The following is a 23,504-nucleotide window of genomic DNA, read 5'->3' on the forward strand; positions in this document are numbered from 1 at the left end:
GCCTGCTAGAGCATCTTGATGGCGCTCTGTGGAATGACTCCTCTGATCAGCACTTCCTGCGTTCGAATGACATCCCGCAAGGCCTGTTGCAGGACGGCGGTGCCCGGTGAGTCCAGTTTCCATTCGCGCTGTCCAACAGTGGTCGTGAGGTCGAAGATGTTTTTCTGGTTGATATGAGAGAGATCTATCTCAGCCATACCGTAGAATTTCTGCCCCTTGGCCGTGCTCCAGGGCCGGCCCTGCGGGTCCAGGATGGTTTGGCTCTCCAGCTTGGTCGTCGAGATGAACTGGGATGCTTCCGTGCCGGTCACATGCTCCCAGGCCTCGTTGTCCGCCCGCTGTTTGTCCGGCCTCATCCTCAGTCTGTCGTCCCGATAGCCTCGCGGGATCATCCCCTGGCCTCGCTTGTGAGTCACCTTGTCCTCTGCCGCTATGTTCCTGGTGACATAGCGGGGAACGTATTGGTTCTTCGCGTCGCGGACGAGTTGCTTGTCGTTGACATCCTTGTAGATCGGCTGCGCCTTGCCCATCTTGACCATCTGATACATGTTGGGCTCGCGGAACATACCCACGGGCTTTATAGCGGCGCCCGGATGGTGTAGCGAAAGCAACCAGTACGAGGGCATCTCTTTCCACTCCAGCTGCCCGCGGTTGATTCCCTTCGTGTGGTCCGCGACCTCACCACACAGATTCCTCACGTCGTCGATGGAGGCGTTGTCGTCCAGACTGCGGAGTCGTGCCCGCACGGCCGCGCGGAAGGCCGCGACGTTCGGATCGTCCTCCTTCTTCTCCTTGTCCTTCTTGTTGGATTTCCGATGCCGGTCCTCCACGTCGAAGGCGTCGAAGTAGGCGGTCTCTTCCTCCCACTCCCCCGGCAGGACCGGTGCGCTCGGATTCAGCGTGGCAAGGATGCGGAAGTTGGGCTGCCCCACCGAGCGGAGTTCGGTCAGGCGATACCAGGTCTTCAACCCCTGGAGCAGGGCGTAGTACACGGGGCCCTGGATTCCTCGCTTGAGCAAGGGAGTGATCATACGCCGGATGCGGGCCACGATCTGACGGAGGCGCGCTTCCTTGGACTCTCGCGAATTCTTCCTGTTCTTGTGGTCCTTGCGGTTCTGCCGCCTTTGCTCCGTCTGCCTCCGCTTGTTCTCCCGCAGCCGGTCACGCTTGTTCTTGTACGCGTTGCGCAGCTTCGACGCGCTGTTCTTGAGCGCCTTGCCAACCTTGGACTTCTTCAGCTTTCGGCCAAGGGTCTTTGCCGCGTTGCCAGCCTTCTTCACGGCGGATTTCACGGCGCCCTTGGCCTTCGCCAAGGCCTTGGCCGCGGGGGACTTGGGCTTCCTGGGCTTGGTCGGCTTGGGGCCCTCGGTCTCCTTTTTCTTCCTGGGCACGGCGTCGGGAGTCTTGTCTTTGGCGGGGCCCTGATCTCGTTTCTGGGTGGGCGTCCTGTCCTTCGATGGCCCCGCCTCCCCCTCCTTCGGCTTCGCCCTCGTCGGATCCGGCTTCGCAGGCCCCTTCGGTGTCGCGTGGTCCTTCGGCTTCACCGGCGCCTTCGGCTCAGGTGACGGCTCGCCCCTCGGCTTGCGGGAGACGGGGGGCTCCGCCATCTTCTGCCGCGCGTTCCGCATCGCGCCCCGCGCGTTGTTGACCGCGTCTCCCGCCGCCTGCTTGCCACCCTTACCGGTCCGCTTCAGGCCGTTCATGATCTTCTGCGACATGTCCTGGAGGCGTTTGCCGACGCCCTTGGTCGCGGAGGACAGGCGGATCATGAGGAAGTTGGCGATGAAGTCCAGAAGGGCGACCACGCCCGCCGCGACCGCCTCCGCGAACAGGCACGCCGCCGGGCCGGCCTTCACCGCCTTCAAATAGGCCCAGAACTTCGAGAACGCCGTCAGGATCGAGCTGATGCTCTGCCAGGCGGCCATCAGGCCCTGAACGATCGTCAGGATGGCGCCCGCCGCAGGCACCAGCATCGAGACGACTTTCTCGATGACCAGCGAGGCGATCATCATCGGGAGGGAGGCGACGATCGCGTCCCACGCCATCTTGCCGATCTGCTTGAGCGAGACGCAGCCCTTGACGAGGACGTTGATGACGGCCTTGCCGAGGCCGAGGATGCCCTCGACCTTGGTGTCGAACCAGCGCTTGACGGCGACCTTGATGGCGCCCCAGAGGTGGTCGGTGATGCCGGACTTCGCGGACGAGCCGGCCTTGGCGAGCCAGCCGCCCGGGTCCGGGGCGATGTCCGCGATCAACGCGGCGAACTTGCCGAGCGCCTCGATCGCCGCCTGCGCGAACTTGATCGCGCCCTCGATCACCGCCTGGTATGCCTTGATGACCAGCTTGACGCCCGCCTCAAGGGCGGTCAGTAGTGCGTTCAGGCCTGCGGCCAAGGCGTCCAGTAGGGCGTTGACCGCCTTCTTCAGGCCGTCCGCCAGCTGATTGACGGCCGAGATGGCCGCGTCCCGCATTCCCTCGATCGCCTTGCGGAACTTGTCCCGCAGTTCGGGGAAGGCGGCCAGCAGCACGTCACCGATCGCGATCAGGACGTCCGCCAGCGCGTTGATCGCGGAGATGGCCAGGTCGCGGACGAAGTCGATCGCCGCGTTGGCCCACTCCTTGAACTGGTCGATGATCCCGTTGACGGCGGCCCGCGCCGCCTCGAAGACCGCCGTGACCGCATCGAGCAGAGCACTGAAGAAGTCACCGACCGCGTCGGCGAGCATGCCGAAGAAGCCGCCGGAGGGCTTCTCCTCCTCCTTCTTCTTCTCGGCCTCCTGCTCGGCGTTCTCCCGCTCGGTGTCGATCTTCTCGTTGTCTTTGTCCTTGCGGTCGGCGACCTCCTTGTCCTTCTCGTCGCGGGCCTTGACGATCTCCTTGTTCTTCTTGCCGTGCTCCTCCTCGGACTTGGTGTCCGCTTCCTCGACCTTCTTGTCCTGCTCGGACCGCCACTGCTCACGCTGGGCCTGGGTCTCGCGGGCGACCTTGCCCCGTTCGGCGGTCTGCTTCTCCGTGTTCTGGGAGACCTCGCGGTCGATCTCGGCCTGCTTCTCCTGCTTGGCCTGCTGTTCGCCCTGCCGCTGCTCCTGCTCCTTGGCGGCGAGGTCGCCCTGCGCCTGCCCGGCGGCACCGCTGATCTCGCCGCCCTTCTCCTCCTGGGCGACCTTGCCGACCCCCGCCTTGGGCGGCGACATGGCCCGCAGCGCACCGCCCTTGCCCCCGCCGGGGCCGCCGGATGCCTTGCCGGTGAGCTGTTCCTGCGGCGCGTCGGGGAAGATCTGGTCCTCGCCCATCGGCTTGGCCGCATCGTCACGGCCGGTCGCCTGGATGTCGGACTGCTTCTCCTTGAGCGCCTTCTGCTGGTCGTCCGTACGGGTCGGGTCGCTGGCGCCCTCCAGACGGATCTTGGGCGCCGGTCCGACCGTCTTGTTCTCCAGGGCCGGGTCGCGCGTGGGCACGGCGTCGGCCGCGGCCTCCACGTTCTGCGCCTCGGCCTCGCTGAGCCCCTCCGTCGGCACGGCGGGAGGCGGCGGCGGAGGCGCGCTCGGCTTCTCGCCCGCGGCCTTCTCGCTGCCCTTGGCCTTCTGCTTGTCGGCCTGGTCCTCCGGGCCGAGCTTCTCGACCTTGCCGGTGACCTGGGGCGCCGCGGGCGCCGCCTCGGGGGGTGCCGAACGGGTCTGCGGCGCGCCCGAGGGCCGTTCCCGCGTGGGCGGCGCGGACTCCAGGCGCTGCTGCTCCTCGCTGATCTTCTTGTCCGCGGCCTGGTCCACTCCGGGCATGGCGGCGGCGGCCTGGTCCGGCGCGAGCTTGCTCACGGTCTGGACGGCGGCCTTCGGGTCCTGTCCGGAGACGTCCGGCGGCTCCTGCTTCTTCTCCTCGGCCGCGGCCTCACCGCCGCCACCGCCACCGCAACTGGCCCCGCCTTCGGGCTCAGCGGCCGGCTCGGGCGGCGCACAGCCCCCGCCGTCCTTCTCCAGGGACGCCTCGGGCTGCGGAGCCGGCGCCTGGGCGGTGCCGGGGGCCTGGTCGGGGGAAGCGGCCGGACTGACCCCTGTCTGGGCAGCTGACGGCGCGGCACCGGGCCCGGCGGCCGCCGTCGGCCCGGGCGCCCTCTCGCTGCCGCCGACCGGAGCCCGCGGCGCGGCCACCGGGCCCGACTCCTGCGGCACCTGCGACTTCGCCTTGGGCGCCTCCCGCTCCGGCTTCGGCGGCGCGGCGGCCCGCCGCGCCGCCGGTGACGGGTTGCGGTCCTCGACCGCCGTACGCGGAGTCGCGGCACCGGCGGGCTTGCGTACGGGAGCGGGGGCGGTGTTCGCCGTGGGTGTGGCCGGTGCGGTCCCGGGCCGGGCCCCTTCCGCCGTACGCTCCGAGGGCTCGGCCGCGGTCCGCGCCGTCCGGGAAGCCTCAGCACTCCCCCGCTCCTCCGCGTCCGGCCGCTCGTCCTCGTCGCCTGCCCCCGCGCCCGGTTCCTCCTCGGCGCTCGGCTCCTTGGCCTGCTCCCGCTCCTGTTCCTGCGCGGGGTCGGGCTTCTCGGCCTCGGGCTCGGGCCGTTCCTTGTCCTCGGTGACCGGGTCGGGACCGACCTCCTGGTCGAGGGGCTTCTCGGTCTCCTGCAGGTCGTTGGCGCCGCGGTCCTCGGCAAGGGCGGCGGGCCCGCCCTCGGGCTGAGGTGCCTCGCCCTCGACGGGTCCTTCGTCCTGTCCGGGAGCCTTGGTCTCGGGACCGTCCGTGACCGCATCGTCCCCGTCCCGCTCCTGCTCGTCCTTCTCCCGCTCCCGCTCGATCCTCTCCGCCTTGGTGGGCGGCGGCGTGGGGAAGGACGGTACGGACGGCTCGGCGGCGCCGGGCTGCATCTGGTCGGCGGTGGGTACGGCACTGAGGTCGAGGTCGGCCTCCGGCAGGTGGTCCTCGGGCTTGATCGTCGGTTCGGGCTTGGCCTCCGGTCCCTTCTCGTCGGCCTCACCGCCCTTGACCTCGTCGTCGGCGCCCGCTTCCAGCCCGAGCGGCTTCTCCTCCTCGCGGACGTCGTCCTCGTGCTCGTCCTGCTCGTGCAGGCCGTGCTCGGAGAGCGCCGAATCGCGCTGCTCGGCGCGCTCGTCGACCTTCTCGGGGCGTACGCGGCCGGCCTGTGCCCTGGCTTTCGGGTCCAGTTCCTCCCGCTTGGACCCGGCGGCGGGCTGGGTCTGCTGATCGCGGCGGCGACGCTTGTCGGCCCCGGGGGCGGACGCCTGCTGCGGGTCGGCCTCCTCGCGTTCCCGCTGCTCCTTGCGCTCCTCCTTGGCCTGTTCGGTGCCCTCCTGCTGTCCCTGGGCGCGCTCGTCGGAGGCCTGGTCGGTGCGCTCGCGGTCGGCGGAGGCCTGCTCCTCCTGCTGTTGCTGCTCCTGCTCGGCCCGCTCCCGGGAGGCGGCCCGCTCGTCCTCCTGCTCCTTGCGCTGCGCGGCCTCCTGGTCCTCGGCCGCCACGTCGGACCGGGCCCTGCTCCGCTGCGAACCGGCTTGCTGGTCGCGGTCCCTGGCGTCCCGCTGCTCCTCGCGCGTGTCGTCGGCCCGCTTGTCGGAGGAACCGCGGTCGGACTCCTTCTTCTTCTGCCACTGGACGCGCTCGACGCCGAGTTCCTCGAAGAGGTCCATCTCGGGCAACGGCACGTCGGCGGGCTGGAGTTCGACCGGCCCCGGGCGGGCGTCGTCGGCGAGGTCCAGGAGCCGCTCGTACTCGGGGGTGAGCAGCCTGCTCTCCAGGCGCTCGACGACCGCGTCCTCCAACCGCTCGGACATACGGGCGAGTTGGAGACGTACCCGGCCGGAGGCGTCGGTGGGGTCGCCGCGCAGGCTGCGCAGCACGTTGCCCGCGAGCCGGTCCACGAGGGTCGCCGGGTCGATCGCCTCGGCACGCATTCGGTCGGCGTCGACGGTGGTGTACCGCAGCCAGCCGGGGGTGGCCTGGCCCTCCTCGACCTGCGGAGCTTCTTCTGAGGCCTGTACGAGTGCCTGGGCCGCCGCCTCCGCCTCCCGCTCGATGGCCTGCTGCGGCAGGCTCACGGCACCCAGTTCCCGGCCCGCCCGCAGCGTGCCGAGGCCGTGCGGGTTCTGCACGGTGTGCTGGACTTCGTGGGTGAGCAGGCGCCGGCCCTCGTCGGTGCCGGGCTTGAAGGCGCCCTCGCGGAAGAAGATGTCCTGCCCGACGGCGACGGCGTCCGCGCCGAGCAGTTCAGTCAGCTGCCCGGCGTCCCGGCCGGTGTGCAGCCGGACCCGTCCGAGGTCGTGGCCGAGCTGTTCCTCCAGCTCCCGCCGCAGGCCCGGGTCGAGGGGCTGGCCGGCACCGCTGACGATGTTCTTCGGTTCGGGCGTACGGGACTTGGCGGCGCGTTCCTTGCGCTTGCGGCGCCGCTGCTCGGCGCTCTGTTCGGCGCGGGCGTCCTGGGTCTGGGAACTCATCGGCTCACCTCCCCGTGACCGCTCAGTCCTTCGTGCACGACGCGCGCCAGCTCCTGGCCGAGCCGCCGCGCGGACAGCCCGGCGGGCAGGGGCGGCAGCGCGGACAGGGCGTCGACGGACAGGGGGCCGTCCGCGGCCAGCGGCACGCCGTGCAGCCGTACCAGCCGGGTCAGTTCGTGCTCGAAGGCGGCCGAGACCCGCTCGGGGTCGGCCCGGAAGCCGTCGAGGGCCAGTTCGCCGATCTCGACGCGGATCGCCGAAGGCTCCTGGTCCCGGGGGGAGTTCACACCCTTCACACCCATCCGCGGACCTCCGTCGGCGTCAGGGAACGCTCCAGCTTCAGATACTCGGTGCGGGCGGCGGCCAGCATGTGCCGCATCTGGAGCCGGTCACCCTCCTCGGCGGCGAGGAAGGCCCCGGACAGGGCGATGTTGCGGATGGAGCCGCCGGCGACGGTGAGCTGGGCGAGCAGCCCGGGGTCGATGTCCTTCACTGGTGCCTGCGCCGGCAGCACGCGCCGCCAGATCTCGGCGCGCTCGTGCTCGGCCGGGAAGGGGAAGTCGACGACGAAGCGGATGCGCCGCAGGAAGGCCGTGTCGAGGGCGCTCTTCATGTTGGTGGTCAGGACGGCGAGGCCCCGGTAGGCCTCCATCCGCATCAGCAGATAGCTGACCTCCAAGTTCGCATACCGGTCGTGGCTGTCCTTGACCTCGCTGCGCTTGCCGAACAGGGCGTCGGCCTCGTCGAACAACAGCAGCGCGCCGCCGCGTTCGGCGGCGTCGAAGACACGGCGGAGGTTCTTCTCGGTCTCGCCGATGTACTTGCTGACCACCTGGGAGAGGTCGATGACGAAGAGGTCGAGGCCGAGCTCCTTCGCCATCACCTCCGCGGCCAGGGTCTTTCCGGTGCCGGAGCCGCCCGCGAACATGGCGGTGACGCCCAGGCCGCGGCGCAGGGCGGCGCCGAATCCCCACTCCTGGTGGACGGTCGCCCGCTGCCGCACATGCGCGACGATCTCGCGCAGGACGCTCGTCTGCCGCTCGTGCAGGACGAGGTCGCCCCAGCCGGCCTGCGGTTCGATCCGCCGCCCCAGCTCGTCCATGCCGATCCGGGCCTCGTCGAGCCCGGCCCGCCAGGCGAGTTCGGCGGCGTCCAGCTCGTCCTCCTGCGGGAGCCGGCGCCGTACGGTGGCCGCCGCGGACCGCACGACGTGCGGGGGCAGCTGGAACTGGGCGACGAGGGAGCGCAGTTCGCCCTCGTCCAGGTCGAGCTCCTCGAACGCGTCGGTCCACAGGCCGAGTTGTTCCTCGTCGTCCATCTGGGGTACGGCGATCCGGGCCCCGTACGACCGCTCGGACCGCAGCGGATCCTCGCTCGACACGACGACGGGTACGGCGGCCCCGGCCAGGAAGGACTCGGTGGCGGCCCGCTGGTCGCGGTCCAGGTCGCCCGCCTCGACGAGCAGCGCGGCGGGCAGCAGGATCGCCTCGCGCTGCCACAGCCGGGCGAGCCGGTCGCGCTCGGCGGGGTCGGTCGGGACGTCCTCGGCGCTCATCGAGTAGAGCCCGAGCCCCGAGCGGGCGGCCGCCGCAGCGCCGATGTCGGCCCGGCTGCGCAGATCACCGCCGGTGAGCTCGACGAGCGGTGTCTCGGTGCCGTTCGTCCAGCCCTCGGCGAGCCGGGTGGCCGCCAGGTCGTAGGCCGGTGGCAGCGCCTGGGGTACCGGGGTGCGGCGCAGCTGGCCGTGGAGCCGGGTGTCCAGATAGGGCGAGCCGAGCAGGAAGTGCAGGATGCGCTCGTCGAGCCGGAGCCGGGACAGCGTCAGCCGTGACTCGTCGTCGAGTTCGACGATCCGCCAGCGCCGCAGCGGAGCCACCGGGGTGAGCGCGCTCCAGTGCGGCTCGGCCAGCGCCGCCAGGGCGAGCGAGAAGGTCGGGTACGCCCGCTCGGGGTCCCCGCAGGCGGCGGCGCACCGGGCGGCGGTCGTGGGCTCCAACTCCTGTGCGGCGGTGAGGAGTACGAGGTCCCGTTCGAAGGGCGTGAGCCCGAAGCAGGCGAGAAGCGCTTCGAGGGGGGCGGTGCCGGGGCCTGCGGTGGGAACCAGGGAGGCGGCAGGTGTTTCGCCCTCTTCGGCAGCGGACGTGTCGCCGCTCTCCGCGGCCCTACCCGCGTGTGCGTCGACACGGGCCAGGACGCGCTGGATCTCCGCGGTGAGCGTGGTCGTGCTCGCCTGCCCGCTGTGCTCGTTCGTCCCCATGTCCTCACCTGCCCCCGTCGTCTCCATGCCGTCTCAGTCCTGTGCGGGCTTGGGCGCCCGGGGTGTCGTCTTGCGGGCACGCGCCGGGGACTTGGCGGCGGTCTTGGCGACGGCCTTCGCAGGAGCCTTCGTCGCCTTCTTCGCACTTGACGGAGCGGGCGCCGCTTCGGCCGCCGCCTTCACCACCGGCCCGTCCGGCACCACGGTCGGCGGTGTCTCTGGCCTCGGCTCCGCCCCCGGAGGGACCGGCGCGCCCGGCGCCCCGAAGGGCAGCACCCGCACCTCGGGCCGCTCCACGGGCTTCCCCGGGACCGGGCCCTCGCGGCCGTCGATGAAGACAAGGGCCGCCTGGTAGACGACCGACAGCGCGTACGGCGTCTGGTAGAGCATCCCCCACAGCTTCGACGTCTCGTCGACGTCCATCACGGTCGGCGTGAACCGCACCCGCTGCGCCGCCTCGGCCAGATCGCTGCCCGCCAAGTAGGGCCGCTCACCGGCCTGTTCGATGACGTCCTTCGGCAGTACCGGGATCTCGTGCAGCGTGCGCACCACGGACCCGATCAGCCGCTGGCCGACCAGTTCCTTCTCGTTGCCGTACGCACTGATCAGGAAGTGCAGGTCGAGCGCCGCCGCGGGCCGCTTGACGAGCGTGCCGTCGGCCGCCCGGGTCGGCAGATCGTTGTTCCGCTGCGAGGTGTTGGGCGTGACCTGGTACAGGAACACCGAGATCGTGGGCTGGTCCAGCTGCGGGTCGGCCGGCGGCTTGCGCGGCTCGACCTTGACGGCCTCGCCGAACTCCGGCCCCACGTTGTTCTCGATCAGCCGGGCGAGGGCCTGGGTGACATGGGCGATGGCCAGTGCGTTGCTCATGACGTCAGTTCCTCGGCTTCTCTCGTCCTGCTGCTGTGGGCGTACGGCTCACTCGTGCCCCCGTGCCAGGTAGTCGGCGAGGCTCACGGTCGCGGCCTGCCGCGGCGTCGCCCCGGCCCGTGGCCTGGCGCCGTTCGCCGCGGGCGCCGCCGTGACTTCCAGCCGCCCGATCTGCACCTGAACCACCTGCTCGGCCGCCCGTCCCGGCCGCCGTGCCGCGGCCTGCCGTACGGCCTCGCGGGCCGCCGCCGTTTCCGCCGCGCTGGGACGCAGGGCCGGTACCGCGGTGCGGGGGGCGGCGTCCGTGCCCGGGGGGATGGGTACGGACGCCGCGGTCCGGGACGTGTCCTGGTCCCCGCGGCCCGGGCCCGCCGTGCGCCGGGTGGCGTCCGGCACGGGGCGCGGGCCGGGCGTGACCGGCGTGGCGGGGCGCAGCAGGGGTGCCTCCGCCACGACGGGAGGCATGCTGCGCACCACCGGGTCGGCAGGCGCCCGTTCGGTGCGTACGATCGTCCGCTCGCGTTCCGTGCGCGGTCCGGCCGGGGCAGGCGCCGGGCGCGATACGTCCGGCGTCGGGGCAGCCGTCGGGGTCGAGGCCGGCCACAGCAGGTCGGTGCCGTCCGGTTCCGGCGCCCCGGCCCATACGGCCTCGATCCGCTCGAACGGGCCGGGCAGCCGGGGCTGTACCCGCACCACGCCCGGACGCGGCGTCGCCGCCGGGGCGGCGTGCCGGGCGAGCAGCCGGTCGAGGAAGTCGGGGACCGGCGCCCCGTCGGCGTCAGACATCCGCACACAGCTCCAGGTAGTAGCGGCGCCGCAGCGGGCTGAGCGCCAGGATCTCCGGCTCGCTCCAGCCGTAGGCGGTGGCCAGCAGGTGGACGTCGAGCAGCACGTCCCGTGCCCAGGCGTCCAGTTCGGTCCAGAGGTAGGAGGCGATGTCCAGCTCGGCCCGGGTGGCCTGCCCGCACTCGGGGCAGGCCACGTTGAGCGTCACGTCGGCCCCCGGGTCGGCGGCCTCGACCGCCTCGGCGATCCGGTGCTGCACGGGCGCGGGCAGCGCGTCGGCGGGGCGGACCTCGCCGGCGTACGCGGCCGAGACCAGGCACCGCGCGATCAGCGCCCCGCGCGGGTCCGCGGCCCGGGCCGCCGCCGTCAGGTCGGCGACACCGGGCAGCCGGAACTCGACCTCCCAGTCGCCCTCGGACACCCGCACCACGGAGTCGCCGCCCACGCCGAGGCCCGCGGCGAACTCCCCGGCGTCCAGGTCGAACTCCATGTCCTCGCCGCACGCCGTGCACACGAGCCGCACCTGCATCCGCTCGCCGAACAGCGCCCGGCGCAACGCGAACAGGTCCGACTCGCGCTCGCCGACCGGAAGCCGGGGCAGGGTACCGGCGTCGAGGTCCGGGCGCGCGGTGCCGTGCAGCAGCAACGCGCGCCCGGCCGGTGCCGCGCCGAGCCCGGCCTCCCAGGTGGCCAGCAGGTCAGCCGCCCCAGCCATCAGCTCCCCCAACTTCCTTCAGTTCAGGCCGGGTTGAGGAACGACGGCTCCTCCGGCTCGGGCACCTCGTAGTCCCGCTCCCAGCCCTCGCACTCGAGCTTCAGCGACTGGATGGCCACCGCGTTGGCGTTGGCGTCCAGCTCGCCGAGCACCTGGTACTCGCTGGGCCAGGTCCGGTACAGCTTGTGCGAGACGGCGACCTGGCCGGCCTCGTTGAGCACCTGGATGACGATGTCCTTGCGGAAGTCCGCGAGGGACACCTCCGAACCGAGACCCGCCCCGACCTGCCAGACCTTGTTGGCCCAGCGGTCGAACTCGGGGTCGTGGGTGACCCCGCGCTCCAGGGTGATGCCCTCGAACTCCGAGCGGCCGGGCGACTTGCGCGGCGACGACGGGTCGCCGCCGTGCCGGTGCTTGACGACCTCCGTCGTCCGCTTCAGCGGACTGATCTTGCTGATGCCCGCGACCGTACGACCGTCCCAGAGGACCAGGAACTTGAAGTTCTTGTACGGGTCGAACCGATGGGCGTTGACCGTGAACTCTGCCATCGAAATGTCCTCGGGATTCCTTAGAGCTCGAACTGCCCGGACGTCTGCTGGATCCTGACGATCACGAACTCGGCCGGGCGGACCGGAGCAATGCCCACCAGGACGTTGACGACGCCGTTGGCGATGTCCTCGTCGGTGGTGGTCTCGTGGTCGCACTTGACGAAGTACGCCTCGCGGGGCGTCTTGCCCTTGAAGGCGCCCTGGCGGAACAGCGTGTGCAGGTACGAGGAGGCGCTGAGGCGGATCTGCTGCCACAGGGACTCGTCGTTGGGCTCGAACACGACCCACTGCAGGCCGCGTTGGAGGCTCTCCTCCACGTGCAGCGCGAGCCGCCGTACGGGCACGTACTTCCACTCGCTGTCCAGCGCGTCGGAGCCCTCCAGCGTGCGCGCGCCCCAGACCGTCGGGCCGGTCACCGGGAAGGTGCGCAGGCAGTTGACGCCGAGCGGGTTGAGCAGCCCGGTCTCCCGGTCGGTCAGGTCGACCGTGAGCGAGCGCACGCCCGCGAGCCGCGCCTCGGTGCCGGCCGGCGCCTTCCACACGCCGCGCTCGGAGTCGGTGCGCGCGATGACGCCGGCGACCGCGCCGGACGGCGGGAAGGCACGCAGCCGCCCGGTGAGCGGGTCGGTGAGCTGGAGGTGCGGGAAGTACAGGCCGGCGTGGTTGCCGCGGACGGCGTCGAACGAGGCGAGCCCCGCACGAGCGGTGTCCACGCTGACCCAGGTGCTCGGCGCGTCGACCAGCAGGAAGATCCGCCGCTCCTGGCACAGCCGCTGCGCCGCCGAGACGACGGTGACCATGTCCTCGGTGTTCTCGTACGCCGCCAGCTCGGGCAGCGCGAGAAGGTTGACGTCGGCGACGCCGCGCAGCGCCTGGATGCCGGTCTTGTCGGCCTCGGAGCCGATGAGGTCCCGCGGACCGGGCGCCTCGCCGTCCTCGCCGCCCTCCAGCGGGAACACCGGCGGGTTGACGGAGGCCTCCAGGCCCAGGTCGTTGGCGCACTCGCCGAGGAAACGGACGACGTCCTCGGGGTCGGTGGAGCCCGCGACGACCTGGATGCGCCGGCCGAAGGCGGTGACCTCGGCGCCCGCGAAGGCGTGCTTGCCGGGCGCGTCGGGCAGCGCGCGCAGCTTGCGCTCAAGCAGCAGCGCCAACTCGGCGACGCTGCACGGGGCTTCGCCGTCGCAGTCGGGGTCGTAGAGCTTGAACTCGCGCTCCACGTCGCCGATCTTGACGGTGAGGTCGACCTCCAGGTTCGGCAGTTCGTCGCCGAACGGCTTGGAGACGGTGCCGGACGGGTCGGGGCGGCCCTCGCCGACCGCCTCGACGCGGATGAGCTTCGAGCCGGCGTTGATCACGGTCGGCGCGTACCGGCCGTGCGAGGAGTCCATGGACAGGCCGGTGAAGCTCTCGCGGGCGTCGCCCTTGGCGTCGTACACCCGCAGGTTGAAGGTCTCGTCGGGGTGGGGCGTGTCGTAGTCGACGGCGACGCGCAGGCCGTTGCCCCACACGCCGGGTTCCTTGGCGTGGACTTCGAGGACCCGGGACTCGCTGTGGCCCTCGGTGGACTCCAGGACGACGCATGCGGCCTTGCCGCTGCCGGCCTTGGCGACCCGGACGATCACGGCGACGGAGCCGCCGTTGGCGAAGAACTGGTGCACCGCGTACGCGACGGCGCTCTGCGAGCTGAGCCCGCCGAAGCGGCGCTCGAACTCGGCGAAGCCGGTGACGCGCACCGGCTCGTTCAGCGGACCGCGCCGTGTGTGACCCACGAATGCGGTCACCGAAGTGGTCACGGCGGAGACCGTGCGGGTGCTGCTGGGAAGCTCTTCGACGTAGACGCCCGGGTACGTCGGCCTGGCGGCGCTCACTGCATTCGTCGGCATTCCCCCTCCAATCCCTTCTCAGGCACCGGTCAAAGGCACCAAGAGGCGGCAGAGGGTGACGTCCGTTCCGGCGCACGCGGAGACCCCGCGTGTGACAACGCGGCCGGTCCACGGACACCGCATCAGCTTTCCCCCGTCAGTTCCCGGACGGACGGCCGTCCGGGACAAGCAGCGCGCTTGTGACTCCTGATGCTCATGTGCTCAACCCACCTTGGTGAGTGAGCAGTTGGCATACAAGGCGTGTTCACGCCAGCCCTGAGGGAGGTTCCATGGAGGGTGCCGAGCATGACTCGCACACGATGTGCGCGTGTCGGAACGGATGCTCCACAGCCTCTCCACATCCGGTGTGGGCGCAGAATGGAGGCATGTCCCGACGCAACGCGGCTCACCGGCCAGAACGCGCTTCCTTCGCCGCGCACACACGTTCCTGCCCGTGCGGTCTTGCGGAGACGTACGAGAAGTGCTGTGGCCGGTTTCATCAGGGTGCCGCGGCGGCACCGACCGCCGAGGCACTGATGCGCTCGCGTTACAGCGCTTTTACGAAACGGGACGAGGCGTATCTGCTGCGCACCTGGCATCCGCGCACGCGGCCCGCGCGGGTCGAGTTCGATCCCGGGATGAAGTGGACGGGGCTGGAGATCCTCGGCACGGGTGAAGGGTCGGCCTTCCACTCCACCGGGACGGTCATCTTCCGCGCCTCGTACCGGGGCGGCTCACTGCACGAGCGCAGCCGGTTCGAGCGGGTGGAGGGCGCGTGGGTGTACGTCGACGGGGAGTTCGTGGCCGACTAGGGCGCGAGGATGTCCAGTTCCTGGAGGGCGCCCTCGGTGATTTCCCTCGTCAGGTGCTCGGCGCGGGCCGCGTCGCCCGCGCGGACCGCCTCGGCGACCTGGACATGCAGGGTGACGGCGGCCGGGTCGGGGTCCTCGAACATGACGTCGTGATGGGTGCGGCCCGCGAGGACCTCGGCGACGACGTCTCCGAGGCGGGCGAACATCTCGTTCCCGGAGGCGTTGAGGATCACCCGGTGGAAGGCAACGTCGTGGAGGAGGTAGCCCTCCAGCTGGTGCCCCTTGGAGTGGGCGACCATGCCGAGGGCGCACTCGGTGAGTTCGGCGCACTGCTCGGCGGTGGCGTGCTTGGCGGCAAGGCCCGCGGCGACCGGCTCGATCGCGGAGCGCAGCACGGTGAGGGAGCGCAGTTGCTGGGGGCGGTCGGCGCCGGCCAGCCGCCAGCGGATGACCTGAGGGTCGTACACATTCCACTCGACCTTGGGGCGGACCGTGACGCCCACGCGGCGGCGGGACTCGACCAGGTGCATGGATTCGAGGACGCGGACCGCCTCGCGCATCACCGAGCGTGACACGTCGAACTGCTGGGCCAGTTCGTCCGTGCGCAGGACGCTGCCCGGCGGGTACTCGCCCGCGGTGATCGCGGGGCCGAGGGATTCCAGTACATGGCCGTGCAGCCCCCGGCCCGGTGTGCTCATGCACTCAGCGTACGGGGAAGGTCACGGAATCAAAAAGTCAGACTTATTTGTCACAGGCTCTTGAATTCGTCGTACCTAATGAGCTTCAGTTTCATTCAGATTTTTCGAGGCACGTGTCGACGGAGACATGCAGACAGTGAGGGCACGATGAAGCAACTGCGTACCCCCCATGTCGTCGTGGTCATGGGCGTCGCGGGCACCGGCAAGACCACCATCGGCCCCCTGCTCGCCGCCCGGCTCGGCGTCCCGTACGCCGAGGGCGACGACTTCCACCCGCCGGCCAACATCGCCAAGATGTCGGCCGGCACCCCGCTCACCGACGAGGACCGGTGGCCCTGGCTGGACGCCATCGGCTCGTGGGCGCACGGGCGGGCGGGGCTCGGCGGGGTGGTCAGCAGCTCCGCGCTCAAGCGGTCGTACCGCGACCGGCTGCGCGCGGCGGCTCCCGGCATCGTCTTCGTGCACCTCACCGGCGACCGTGCCCTCATCGAGGACCGGATGGCACACCGCCAGGGCCACTTCATGCCCACGGCGCTCCTCGACTCCCAGTTCGCCACGCTCCAGCCGCTGGAGCCGGACGAGGCGGGCGTCGCGGTGAACGTCTCCGGCAGCCCTGAGGAGATCACCCAGCGGGCCATGACCGCTCTCACAGCGCTCCCCGAGCCGACTCAGTAACCCCGAATTTCCCGGTGAGCCGGGCAACCCCCCACGCCCCTCCTCCCCCCGTCCCCGTACCTGCAAGGGAACCCCGTGACCAGACTCAACGCCGAGCTGCTGGCAGCGGACACCGTCGAGCCCATCACCTCGGCCGGCCACGCTCAGCTGGGCATCGCCGTCCTGGCGGGCATCGCCGTCATCGTCCTGCTCATCACCAAGTTCAAGTTGCACGCCTTTCTTTCGCTGACCATCGGGTCGCTGGCGCTCGGCGCGTTCGCCGGGGCGCCGCTGGACAAGGCGATCACCAGCTTCACCACCGGACTCGGGACCACGGTCGCGGGCGTGGGTGTACTGATCGCGCTGGGTGCGATCCTCGGCAAGATGCTCGCCGACTCCGGCGGCGCGGACGAGATCGTCGACACGATCCTCGCCAGGGCGGGCGGCCGTTCGATGCCGTGGGCGATGGTGCTGATCGCCTCGGTGATCGGTCTGCCGCTGTTCTTCGAGGTCGGCGTCGTGCTGCTGATCCCGGTCGTGCTGATGGTCGCCAAACGCGGCAACTACTCCCTGATGCGCATCGGCATCCCGGCGCTCGCGGGCCTGTCCGTGATGCACGGCCTGGTTCCGCCGCACCCCGGCCCGCTGGTCGCCATCGACGCGGTCAAGGCCAACCTGGGTGTCACGCTGGCGCTCGGTGTGCTGGTCGCCATCCCGACGGTGATCATCGCCGGTCCGCTGTTCTCGCGGTACGCGGCCCGCTGGGTGGACGTCCCGGCCCCCGACAAGATGCTGCTTTCAACTGGGGGTTCCCCCCAGGCCCCCGCCCAGCGCGCCTCGGAGGAGTTGGAGAAGCGCCCGGGCTTCGGCGCCACCCTCACCACCATCCTGCTGCCGGTCGTCCTGATGCTGTCCAAGGCGCTCGTCGACATCGTCATCGACGACCCCGAGAACACCACGCAGCGGGTCTTCGACGTCATCGGCTCCCCGCTGATCGCCCTGCTCGCCTCCGTACTGCTGGGCATCTTCACGCTGCTGCGGCCCGCGGGCTTCGCCAAGGACCGGGTCTCCGGGCTGGTCGAGAAGGGCCTCGCGCCCATCGCGGGCATCCTGCTGATCGTCGGCGCGGGCGGCGGTTTCAAGCAGACGCTGATCGACTCCGGCGTGGGCCAGATGATTCTGGAGATATCCGAGGACTGGTCGATCCCGGCCCTGCTGCTGGCCTGGCTGATCGCGGTGGCGATCCGGCTCGCGACCGGTTCGGCGACGGTGGCGACGGTCTCGGCGGCCGGTCTGGTCGCCCCGCTGGCGGCCGGCATGTCCACCACGGAGACCGCGCTGCTGGTCCTCGCCATCGGCGCCGGCTCGCTCTTCTTCAGCCATGTCAACGACGCCGGATTCTGGCTGGTGAAGGAGTACTTCGGCCTGAACGTCGGCCAGACCATCAAGACCTGGTCCGTCATGGAGACGATCATCTCGGTGGTCGCGGGCGGCATCGTCCTGCTGTTGTCCTTGGTGATCTAGGAGGCATACGACGATGACGGCTCACCCCCTCTTCGACATCACCGGCCGCACGGCCCTGGTCACCGGCTCCAGCCGCGGCATCGGCCTCGCGCTCGCCCGCGGACTGCTGGAGGCGGGCTGCACGGTCGTCCTCAACGGACGGGACGAACAACGCCTCGCCAAGGCCGCGTCCGAACTGCCCGGCGACGTCCACACCGCGGTGTTCGACGTCACCGACGGCCCCTCGGTGGCCGCCGGCACAGCGGATGTCGAAGAGCGGGTGGGCCCGCTCGACATCCTGGTCAACAACGCGGGGATGCAACTGCGGGCCCCGCTCCTGGAGTTCACCGACGCGGACTGGCACCGAATCCTGAACACCAACCTGACCAGCGCGTTCCTGGTCGGCCGCGAGGCGGCACGCCGGATGACGGAACGCGGCCACGGCAAGATCATCAACATCTGCTCGCTGCAGAGCGAGGTGGTCCGCCCCGGCATCGCGCCCTACGCCGCCACCAAGGGCGCCCTGAAGATGCTCACCAAGGGCATGTGCGCCGACTGGGGCCCTTCCGGCGTGCAGGTCAACGGCCTCGGCCCCGGCTACATCGAGACCGAGCTGACCGAGCCCCTCGTCGCGGACGAGGAGTTCAGCGCCTGGGTCCGGCGGCGCACCCCGGCCGGCCGCTGGGGCCGTACGGAGGACCTGGTGGGCGGAGTGCTGTTCCTCGCCTCGCCCGCCGCGGACTTCATCAGCGGACAAGTGCTGTACGTCGACGGCGGCATGACCAGCGTGCTGTGACTTCCGGGAGGCATTGATGCTGGGTTGTGTGATCCACGGTCAGGGCGATCTGCGCGTCGACGAGCTGGAGGCCCCCTCCCCCGGCCCCGGCGAAGCGCTCGTCGCCGTCCGCTACGGCGGAGTCTGCGGCTCCGACCTGCACTACTGGCGGCACGGCGGGGTCGGCGACTTCCGCCTCAAGGAGCCGATGGTGCTCGGGCACGAGGTGGTCGGGACGGTCGTCTCGTACGGCGCCGGCGCCTCGGGTCCCTTGCCCGGTACGGCCGTCGCGGTGCACCCGGCCACGCCCTGCGGGGTCTGCCCGGAGTGCGCGGACGGGCGGCGGAACGTCTGCCGGGACACGCGATACCTCGGCAGCGCAGCCCGATTCCCGCACGTCCAGGGCGGATTCGCGGGCCGTTTCACGGCGCCCGCGGAGCAGTTGCGGCCCCTCCCCGCCGGCCTGGGACCGCGCCGGGCGGCGCTCGCCGAGCCGTTGTCCGTGGCCCTGCACGCCGTGCGCCAGGCCGGAGCGGTTGCCGGGAGGCACGTCCTGGTCACCGGTGCCGGGCCCATCGGCTGCCTGGTGGTCGCGGCGGCGAAGGCGGCGGGGGCCGGGCGCGTCACGGTGACGGACCTGCTGCCTGAGGCGCTGCGGTACGCGCGGGTCGCCGGCGCGGACACCGTCGTACGGGCCGATGATCCGTCCGATGCCGGGTGGCCGTCCGAGGTGGACACCGCGATCGAGGCGTCCGGGGTGGCCGCGGGCCTGGACGCGTGTCTGCGGCTGGTGCGGCGCGGCGGGACGGTCGTGCAGCTCGGGATGCTGCCGCCGGGCCAGAGTCCCTTCGCGGGCAACCTGGTGGTGAGCCGGGAGATCGAACTGCGCGGGGCGTTCCGCTTCGACACGGAGTTCGACGAGGCGCTGACGCTGCTCGCGGCCGAGCCGTCGTTCGACGGGCTGGTGAGTGCGGTGGTGCCGGTACGGGAGGCGGAGTCGGCGTTCGCCCTGGCGGCGGACCGGAGCCGGTCGTGCAAGGTGCTGCTCGACTTCGGCAACTGAGTCACACCCGCCTGGCAGCCATCATTCGACGGGCCGGTGAGTGCACGAAGCGGCTCCGGTGAGCCGGCTGCGGTTCGGCAGCGCCCCGAAGGGGCGCGGGGCTGTATCGATATGCGGCTCCGCCGCGTGGGCGCGACCAGCCACAACGGTGCCGCGGACGATAGATGGCCCGTCGCGGCACTTCCCGCGGAGCGCTTAGTGCCGGTGCGAGAGGCCGAATCGGCATTCGCTCTCGCGGCGGACCGGAGCCGGTCGTGCAAGGTGCTGTTCGACTTCGCCTCTTGAGTACCGGTTTGCTCCATCTTTCGCTGCCTGAGTGAAGCCGCTTCCCGGATTCGAGGTCGTCGTCCCGGTTCCCCCTGTCCGGCACCTATCCGCTCAGCGCCGACGTGAGCATCGCCTACGGCGGGACGGCGACGCTGGACGACGCCTTCACCTTCGTCGCCCCCGGCACCACGGGCTCCGCGAGCCCCTCGCCGGTCGAGTCGTCCGGCACCCCGTCGACCGGCCCGCCCCGGTGAGCGGCCGCGTTCACGGCCGCCACAGCGGATGCTCCCGGTCCGCCCACTCCCGCGACACGGACCCCGTGCGCAGACCGCGGCGGGCCTCCGGATCCGCCAGTGCCATGCCGATGTGGCCGGCGAGGACGATGCCGATGGTGAGGGCGAGCCAGTCGTGGACGAAGGTCGCGCTGGTGCGCCACATCAGGGGGGTGAGGTGGGTGAACCACATGATCAGGCCCGTGCCCAGCATCACCAGCGTGGCGCCGGCGATCCAGGCGGCGTAGATCTTCTGCCCGGCGTTGAACTTGCCGGCCGGACGGGCCGACGCCCGCTTGTCGCGGCGCAGGGCCGCGCGCAGCCAGAGCCGGTCGTGCGGGCCGAAGCGGTTCAGGAAGCGCAGGTCGGAACGGAAGGCCCGGGAGACGAGACCGGCCAGCACCGGGACGGGCAGGGCGAGTCCGGCCCATTCGTGGATACGGACCACCAGCTCGCGGCGGCCGACGAGTTCGGCGAGTTCGGGCAGGTAGAGAACGGCCGCCGTGACCACGCAGACGCCCATCAGCGCGGCGGTCAGCCGGTGCACCCACCGTTCGGCCCGGCCGAACCGGCGGACCTGCGCGGCCGGGGGCGCCTCAGCTCGTAGGCTCATCGTCGCGTCCGTTCGAGCGGCCGACCCAGGCGTCGATGTCGTAGCCGCGTTCCTCCCAGTAGCCGGGCTCCACCTCGTCGGTGAGGGTGATGCCGGAGAGCCACTTGGCCGACTTGTAGAAGTACATGGGGGCGACGTACAGGCGGACCGGGCCGCCGTGGGAGTGGCCGAGGTCCTTGTCCTGCATGCGCAGGGCGACCAGGACGTCCGCGCGGCGGGCCTGGTCGAGGGTGAGGCTCTCCGTGTAGGTGCCGTCGAAGCAGGTGAAACGCACCGCCCCGGCCGTGGGGCGCACTCCCGCGGCGTCCAGCAACCGGGACAGGCGTACCCCCTCGAAGGGCGTGTCCGGGACGCGCCAGCCGGTGACGCACTGGACGTCCTTGACCATCCGGGTCTGCGGCAGGGCCCGCAGGTCGGCCAGGGTGTAGGTCTTCGGGCGGTCGACCAGCCCGTCGACGGTGAGCCGGTAGTTCCCGGCGTTCTTGTGGGGGACGGAGGACGCGACCGAGTAGTAGCGGAAGCCGCCGCCGTTGGGGAGCAGGCCGGTCAGTCCCGTGGGGTCCTTGTCGGCCGCGTTGCCGAGGAAGGACTCCAGGCCACGTTGGAGGGTGGGCGCGGCGACCACGCCGAGGGCGCCCAGGCCGAGGGTACCGAGGAGGACCCGGCGGCCGATCGGCTTGCCGCGTTCCTCGGGTGGTGCGGACTGCTCCGGCCGCTTGGGCTGTTCGGGGTTCACCCGTTCATTCGAGCACCCGCGGGCCCTGCGGGACCAGGGGTCGCGGGTGCTCGTCAGGTTTCCGTAATCAGTTCCCGGCGTCCGCCTCCGCCGCCTTGTCCAGCTGGAAGGCCTGGTTGCCGAGGCCGATGCGGGCGTGGGTCTCGGGGGCGCGGGAGCGCAGGAGCAGGCCCTGGACGAGGCCGATGACGAGGGCGGCGCCGATGATGCCGGGCAAGGCCCAGCTGAGGGCCGAGTCGGGGCCGGTGCCGACCAGGACGTCGAAGTCCTTGACCGTGTAGCCGGCGATCACGAGCAGGGCGATCCCGGCCAGCATGGAGGTGACCAGCCGCCAGGCCTGGGTGCCGGCGGCGCCGCGGCGGGCGAAGAAGACGACCACCGAGAGGGAGGCCAGCGCCATCAGCACGATGACGCCGAGGGCGCCGACGTTGCCGAACCAGGTGAACAGGTGCAGGACGGGCGCGGTCGGGTCGCCGGTCGGCTTGTCGTCGGCGATCGCGAAGACGATGACGACCACGGCGGCCACGGCGGTCTGGAGCAGTGATCCGGTGCCGGGAGCGCCGCTGGTGCCGGAGGTGCGGCCGAAGGCGGCGGGCAGCAGTCCCTCGCGGCCCATGGCGAAGGCGTACCGGGCGACGACGTTGTGGAAGCTGAGCATCGCCGCGAACATGCCGGTCACGAACAGGACGTGCAGCACGTCGGTGAAGGTGCCGCCCAGCCGTTCCTCGGTCAGGAAGAACAGCAGCCCGGCGCTCTGCTCGCGGGCCACGCCGACGATCGCGGACGGTCCGGCGGCGACGGTCAGGGCCCAGCTGCTGAGCGCGAAGAAGACGGCGACGCCCCCGACGGCGAGGAACATCACGCGCGGGACGAGGACATGCGGGCGGCTGGTCTCCTCGGCGTACACCGGCGCCTGCTCGAAGCCGAGGAAGGCGGCGACGCAGAAGCACAGGGCGGTGCCGACTCCGGCGCCGCTGAGCGTGTCCGGGTTGAAGGCGTGCAGGGACAGCCCCTCCCCCGCCGGGTCGGCCACGGCCGCGATGTCGAAGACGACGACCAGGGCCACCTCGACGATCAGCAGCACGCCCAGCACGCGCGCGTTGACGTCGATCTTCAGCCAGCCCAGCGCGCCGACGACGGCGACGGCCGCCAGCGCCGGTATCCACCAGGCGACCTCGACCTCGGTGTAGGTGGCGAACAGGCCGGAGACCTCGAAGCCGAAGATGCCGTAGATGCCGACCTGGAGGGCGTTGTAGGCGACCAGGGCGACCAGGGCGGCGGCCGCTCCGGCGGTGCCGCCGAGGCCGCGGGAGATATAGGCGTAGAAGGCGCCCGCGTTGTGGACGTGGCGGCTCATCTCGGCGTATCCGATGCCGAAGAGGACGAGGACCACGCCGAGCACGACGAAGAGCAGCGGCTGTCCGACGATGCCCATCACCGCGAATGTGGTGGGCATGACACCCGCGACCACCATGAGAGGGGCGGTCGCGGCGAGGACGGAGAGCAGAAGGCCGCCGGTGCCGAGGCGGTCGGCGCGCAGGGCGCGTTCCTGTCCCTTGAAGGTACTGATGCCTGAGTCGGGGGCGGTGCTCGTGTGCGAACTGCCCGTCGTCATCGGGGCCGTCCTTCCTGGTGGGGACATATGTGGCGAGGGATGGGGCGATACGGGGGTCATGCCGTGCCGAGTGCGGTGGCGCGTGCGGCGCGGAACGCGGTGTGCGGGTCGTGGTCCGGGTACGACCACGGGTCGGGGGTGGCGTGCTCACCGATACGGTGGAACAGGGCGGCGGCCTCGGCGCCGCGGCCTTCGCAGACCTTGGCGTGGGCGAGGAAGTTCAGGTCGACCAGGCGGCGCGGATGGCCCTCCTGCTCCCACTCCAGCCACCAGTCGAAGGCGGCCTTCATCACCTGCCGGGCCCGGCGCCCGGACCAGTGGCCCGAGCCGGCCGGGTCGGCGGGCACCTGACCGGCGGCGGCCAGCGCGCGGTAGCGCTCGGCGTGCGCGACGACCGGGAGGATCGCGAGCGGCGAGTCCGCGGGCGCCTGCTCGGCACAGTGGGCCGCGAACTCGTAGACCTCGTGCAGCGGGTCCGGGCCCGTCCCGGCGCGGCGCTCGGCGAGCCGGGCGACCATCAGATGGTGCGCGTGATGGTGGTCGGCGTACCGGCCGCGGATCTCGCCGAACAGCCGGACCGCCTCCTCCTCGGCGCCGAAGCGGCGCTCCAGCATCAGCAGCCCGAGCCACGGCGTGGGGTCGGCGGGCGCGAGCGCGGCGGCGGCATGGCAGGCCTCACGGGCCCGGACCGGCTTCTCCTTGCCCCGCAGCGCGCGCCGGACCAGAGAGAGGGCCAGCAGGACGCACGCGTCGGCGGAGTCGGGTTCGGCGAGCAGCCAGTCCCGGGCCCAGGCCGTGCTGTAGGGCTCCTCCGCGAGAACGGTGACGCGGTGGCCGCGGCGGTCGAAGTCGTCGCCGGTGTGCGCGAGCAGCGAGCGGACCGCCTGCCAGCGCCCCTGGGCCAACGCGGTGCGGGCGGCGGCGAGTTCGGCGTCGTCGAGGGCCGGGTCGAAGGCCTGGGCCGCGCGTCTTCGGGCACGGCCCAGGGGTGGCGGAGGTGGGGGCACCGCGGGAACTTCCT

General features: G+C 71.4%; 19 protein-coding genes. 6 read left to right on the forward strand and 13 right to left on the reverse strand.

What is annotated here, in order from left to right; genetic code table 11:
• Window positions 1–5 precede the first annotated feature (5 nt).
• Genes QQY66_RS09050 through QQY66_RS09085 form a run of 8 tightly spaced genes read right to left on the reverse strand, consistent with a single transcriptional unit; the run spans window position 6 to window position 13,496 of the window.
• Window positions 6–6,434: a DUF4157 domain-containing protein gene (locus QQY66_RS09050; protein WP_301978597.1), complete on the reverse strand. Its 6,429-nt coding sequence runs from the start codon at window positions 6,432–6,434 to the stop codon at window positions 6–8.
• The gene (locus QQY66_RS09055) at window positions 6,431–6,736 is read right to left on the reverse strand and encodes a hypothetical protein (protein ID WP_301978598.1); all 306 of its coding nucleotides are present in this window, start codon (window positions 6,734–6,736) and stop codon (window positions 6,431–6,433) included. Before QQY66_RS09055 ends, QQY66_RS09050 begins: the two co-directional genes overlap by 4 nt.
• On the reverse strand, window positions 6,727–8,691 hold the full coding sequence (locus QQY66_RS09060; RefSeq protein ID WP_301978599.1) for an ATP-binding protein: 1,965 nt from the start codon (window positions 8,689–8,691) through the stop codon (window positions 6,727–6,729). Before QQY66_RS09060 ends, QQY66_RS09055 begins: the two co-directional genes overlap by 10 nt.
• Window positions 8,692–8,724: 33 nt before the next feature.
• The gene (locus QQY66_RS09065) at window positions 8,725–9,561 is read right to left on the reverse strand and encodes a DUF4255 domain-containing protein (protein WP_301978600.1); all 837 of its coding nucleotides are present in this window, start codon (window positions 9,559–9,561) and stop codon (window positions 8,725–8,727) included.
• A 48-nt stretch (window positions 9,562–9,609) separates the two neighbouring features.
• Window positions 9,610–10,347 carry a hypothetical protein gene (locus QQY66_RS09070; RefSeq protein ID WP_301978601.1) on the reverse strand — a complete coding sequence of 246 codons (738 nt, stop codon included), beginning with the start codon at window positions 10,345–10,347 and terminating at the stop codon, window positions 9,610–9,612.
• Window positions 10,340–11,062, reverse strand: a complete 723-nt coding sequence (locus QQY66_RS09075) for a hypothetical protein (RefSeq protein ID WP_301978602.1) — start codon at window positions 11,060–11,062, stop codon at window positions 10,340–10,342. Before QQY66_RS09075 ends, QQY66_RS09070 begins: the two co-directional genes overlap by 8 nt.
• Window positions 11,063–11,085: 23 nt before the next feature.
• Complete coding sequence (locus QQY66_RS09080; protein WP_004003113.1) at window positions 11,086–11,610, reverse strand: phage tail protein; 525 nt, start codon at window positions 11,608–11,610, stop codon at window positions 11,086–11,088.
• Between the two features lie 20 nt (window positions 11,611–11,630).
• A complete protein-coding gene (locus tag QQY66_RS09085) occupies window positions 11,631–13,496 on the reverse strand; it encodes a phage tail sheath subtilisin-like domain-containing protein (protein ID WP_301978603.1) in 1,866 nt (621 codons plus the stop codon).
• Window positions 13,497–13,861: 365 nt separating this feature from the next.
• On the opposite strand from QQY66_RS09085, the gene QQY66_RS09090 reads away from it, so the two are divergent.
• Window positions 13,862–14,287, forward strand: coding sequence for a YchJ family protein (locus QQY66_RS09090; protein ID WP_301978604.1), 426 nt, complete (start codon window positions 13,862–13,864; stop codon window positions 14,285–14,287).
• On the opposite strand, the gene QQY66_RS09095 is transcribed toward QQY66_RS09090, so the two are convergent.
• Entirely contained in the window at window positions 14,284–14,985 is a 702-nt protein-coding gene (locus tag QQY66_RS09095) for a FadR/GntR family transcriptional regulator (RefSeq protein ID WP_301978605.1), read from the reverse strand. The two genes, QQY66_RS09090 and QQY66_RS09095, sit on opposite strands and share 4 nt — an antisense overlap.
• Before the next feature lie 147 nt (window positions 14,986–15,132).
• On the opposite strand from QQY66_RS09095, the gene QQY66_RS09100 reads away from it, so the two are divergent.
• From QQY66_RS09100 to QQY66_RS09120, 5 genes are all read left to right on the forward strand, one after another.
• Window positions 15,133–15,660: a gluconokinase gene (locus QQY66_RS09100; RefSeq protein ID WP_301978606.1), complete on the forward strand. Its 528-nt coding sequence runs from the start codon at window positions 15,133–15,135 to the stop codon at window positions 15,658–15,660.
• A gap of 75 nt (window positions 15,661–15,735) precedes the next feature.
• The gene (locus QQY66_RS09105; RefSeq protein WP_301978607.1) at window positions 15,736–17,163 is read left to right on the forward strand and encodes a GntP family permease; all 1,428 of its coding nucleotides are present in this window, start codon (window positions 15,736–15,738) and stop codon (window positions 17,161–17,163) included.
• 13 nt (window positions 17,164–17,176) lie between these two features.
• On the forward strand, window positions 17,177–17,938 hold the full coding sequence (locus QQY66_RS09110; RefSeq protein ID WP_301978608.1) for an SDR family oxidoreductase: 762 nt from the start codon (window positions 17,177–17,179) through the stop codon (window positions 17,936–17,938).
• A 16-nt stretch (window positions 17,939–17,954) separates the two neighbouring features.
• Window positions 17,955–18,980, forward strand: coding sequence for an L-idonate 5-dehydrogenase (locus QQY66_RS09115; protein WP_301978609.1), 1,026 nt, complete (start codon window positions 17,955–17,957; stop codon window positions 18,978–18,980).
• A gap of 389 nt (window positions 18,981–19,369) precedes the next feature.
• The gene (locus QQY66_RS09120; protein ID WP_301978610.1) at window positions 19,370–19,501 is read left to right on the forward strand and encodes a hypothetical protein; all 132 of its coding nucleotides are present in this window, start codon (window positions 19,370–19,372) and stop codon (window positions 19,499–19,501) included.
• Window positions 19,502–19,511: 10 nt separating this feature from the next.
• On the opposite strand, the gene QQY66_RS09125 is transcribed toward QQY66_RS09120, so the two are convergent.
• The 4 genes from QQY66_RS09125 to QQY66_RS09140 all read right to left on the reverse strand — a co-directional run bounded on the left by QQY66_RS09125 (window position 19,512) and on the right by QQY66_RS09140 (window position 23,490).
• Window positions 19,512–20,132: a cytochrome b/b6 domain-containing protein gene (locus tag QQY66_RS09125; RefSeq protein WP_301978611.1), complete on the reverse strand. Its 621-nt coding sequence runs from the start codon at window positions 20,130–20,132 to the stop codon at window positions 19,512–19,514.
• Complete coding sequence (locus QQY66_RS09130) at window positions 20,116–20,868, reverse strand: molybdopterin-dependent oxidoreductase (RefSeq protein WP_301978612.1); 753 nt, start codon at window positions 20,866–20,868, stop codon at window positions 20,116–20,118. The genes QQY66_RS09125 and QQY66_RS09130 overlap by 17 nt, the downstream gene beginning before the upstream one ends.
• A gap of 67 nt (window positions 20,869–20,935) precedes the next feature.
• Window positions 20,936–22,483: an APC family permease gene (locus tag QQY66_RS09135; RefSeq protein WP_301978613.1), complete on the reverse strand. Its 1,548-nt coding sequence runs from the start codon at window positions 22,481–22,483 to the stop codon at window positions 20,936–20,938.
• 56 nt (window positions 22,484–22,539) lie between these two features.
• Complete coding sequence (locus QQY66_RS09140) at window positions 22,540–23,490, reverse strand: hypothetical protein (protein WP_301978614.1); 951 nt, start codon at window positions 23,488–23,490, stop codon at window positions 22,540–22,542.
• Window positions 23,491–23,504 lie beyond the last annotated feature (14 nt).

Source organism: Streptomyces sp. DG2A-72, from assembly GCF_030499575.1.
Taxonomy (GTDB): Bacteria; Actinomycetota; Actinomycetes; order Streptomycetales; family Streptomycetaceae; genus Streptomyces.

Bases quoted from the DNA above. Each gene is read 5' to 3' on its own strand.
- QQY66_RS09050 (WP_301978597.1), bottom strand. From the start codon at position 6,434: ATGAGTTCCCAGACCCAGGACGCCCGCGCCGAACAGAGCGCCGAGCAG.
- QQY66_RS09055 (WP_301978598.1), bottom strand. From the start codon at position 6,736: ATGGGTGTGAAGGGTGTGAACTCCCCCCGGGACCAGGAGCCTTCGGCG.
- QQY66_RS09060 (WP_301978599.1), bottom strand. From the start codon at position 8,691: ATGGGGACGAACGAGCACAGCGGGCAGGCGAGCACGACCACGCTCACC.
- QQY66_RS09065 (WP_301978600.1), bottom strand. From the start codon at position 9,561: ATGAGCAACGCACTGGCCATCGCCCATGTCACCCAGGCCCTCGCCCGG.
- QQY66_RS09070 (WP_301978601.1), bottom strand. From the start codon at position 10,347: ATGTCTGACGCCGACGGGGCGCCGGTCCCCGACTTCCTCGACCGGCTG.
- QQY66_RS09075 (WP_301978602.1), bottom strand. From the start codon at position 11,062: ATGGCTGGGGCGGCTGACCTGCTGGCCACCTGGGAGGCCGGGCTCGGC.
- QQY66_RS09080 (WP_004003113.1), bottom strand. From the start codon at position 11,610: ATGGCAGAGTTCACGGTCAACGCCCATCGGTTCGACCCGTACAAGAAC.
- QQY66_RS09085 (WP_301978603.1), bottom strand. From the start codon at position 13,496: ATGCCGACGAATGCAGTGAGCGCCGCCAGGCCGACGTACCCGGGCGTC.
- QQY66_RS09090 (WP_301978604.1), top strand. From the start codon at position 13,862: ATGTCCCGACGCAACGCGGCTCACCGGCCAGAACGCGCTTCCTTCGCC.
- QQY66_RS09095 (WP_301978605.1), bottom strand. From the start codon at position 14,985: ATGAGCACACCGGGCCGGGGGCTGCACGGCCATGTACTGGAATCCCTC.
- QQY66_RS09100 (WP_301978606.1), top strand. From the start codon at position 15,133: ATGAAGCAACTGCGTACCCCCCATGTCGTCGTGGTCATGGGCGTCGCG.
- QQY66_RS09110 (WP_301978608.1), top strand. From the start codon at position 17,177: ATGACGGCTCACCCCCTCTTCGACATCACCGGCCGCACGGCCCTGGTC.
- QQY66_RS09115 (WP_301978609.1), top strand. From the start codon at position 17,955: ATGCTGGGTTGTGTGATCCACGGTCAGGGCGATCTGCGCGTCGACGAG.
- QQY66_RS09125 (WP_301978611.1), bottom strand. From the start codon at position 20,132: ATGAGCCTACGAGCTGAGGCGCCCCCGGCCGCGCAGGTCCGCCGGTTC.
- QQY66_RS09135 (WP_301978613.1), bottom strand. From the start codon at position 22,483: ATGACGACGGGCAGTTCGCACACGAGCACCGCCCCCGACTCAGGCATC.